The organism is Gluconobacter sp. P1D12_c (genome assembly GCF_018812105.1).
Classification (GTDB): domain Bacteria; phylum Pseudomonadota; class Alphaproteobacteria; order Acetobacterales; family Acetobacteraceae; genus Gluconobacter; species Gluconobacter oxydans_A.
Window position 1 is genome coordinate 1 of sequence record NZ_JACSIQ010000240.1, and the last position, 553, is coordinate 553.

The following is a 553-nucleotide window of genomic DNA, read 5'->3' on the forward strand; positions in this document are numbered from 1 at the left end:
GCCTTCAGTAATCCCTGTACCGTGCGACCACCCTGAAACTGGAACGCGTTCAGGAATGGACCAATGGCAGGACGAAGAGAGCGATGCCGGTTGATCAGTTCGGCCGTGCGATCAATGGTCTCTGGAGCTGTCAGGGTTTCAGCCCTGCCGATGGCGTCCTGGAGGCGGGGCCAGTCAATTCCCGTAATGGCAGACAGTGAATCAACGCCCTGATCACGGGCCTCAATCAGATGACGGCAAGAGGTTGTCAGCAGACGAAGCTGGGCCTGCAACGATCGCATGGTGACAATCGCTTTGTCACGGATCCGGTGCTCGGCACGGCGCATCATGCTTCCGAGGAGTTTGTCCATCATTGTGAGGGCCGCGTCGGTTAGAACCTCCTCAAGTCGGACCCCGGCTGCCACCAGAATGGCGTAACGACGGGATGACCGAAGCTCGGCCAGATGCTGGGGCGTAATCCGGGCAGCTTCTTCGCTCAAACGGTCAAAGGCCACACGCGGTATGGTCGTGGCGCGAGCGCTGTCGAGGTTCAGGGATCGTACACACTCCAGGC

1 pseudogene is annotated in these 553 nt (G+C 59.7%); it reads right to left on the bottom strand.

The annotated features are described in order from the left end of the window. A pseudogene (locus KP705_RS16535) lies at nucleotides 1–553 on the bottom strand (Tn3 family transposase); the annotation flags it as partial.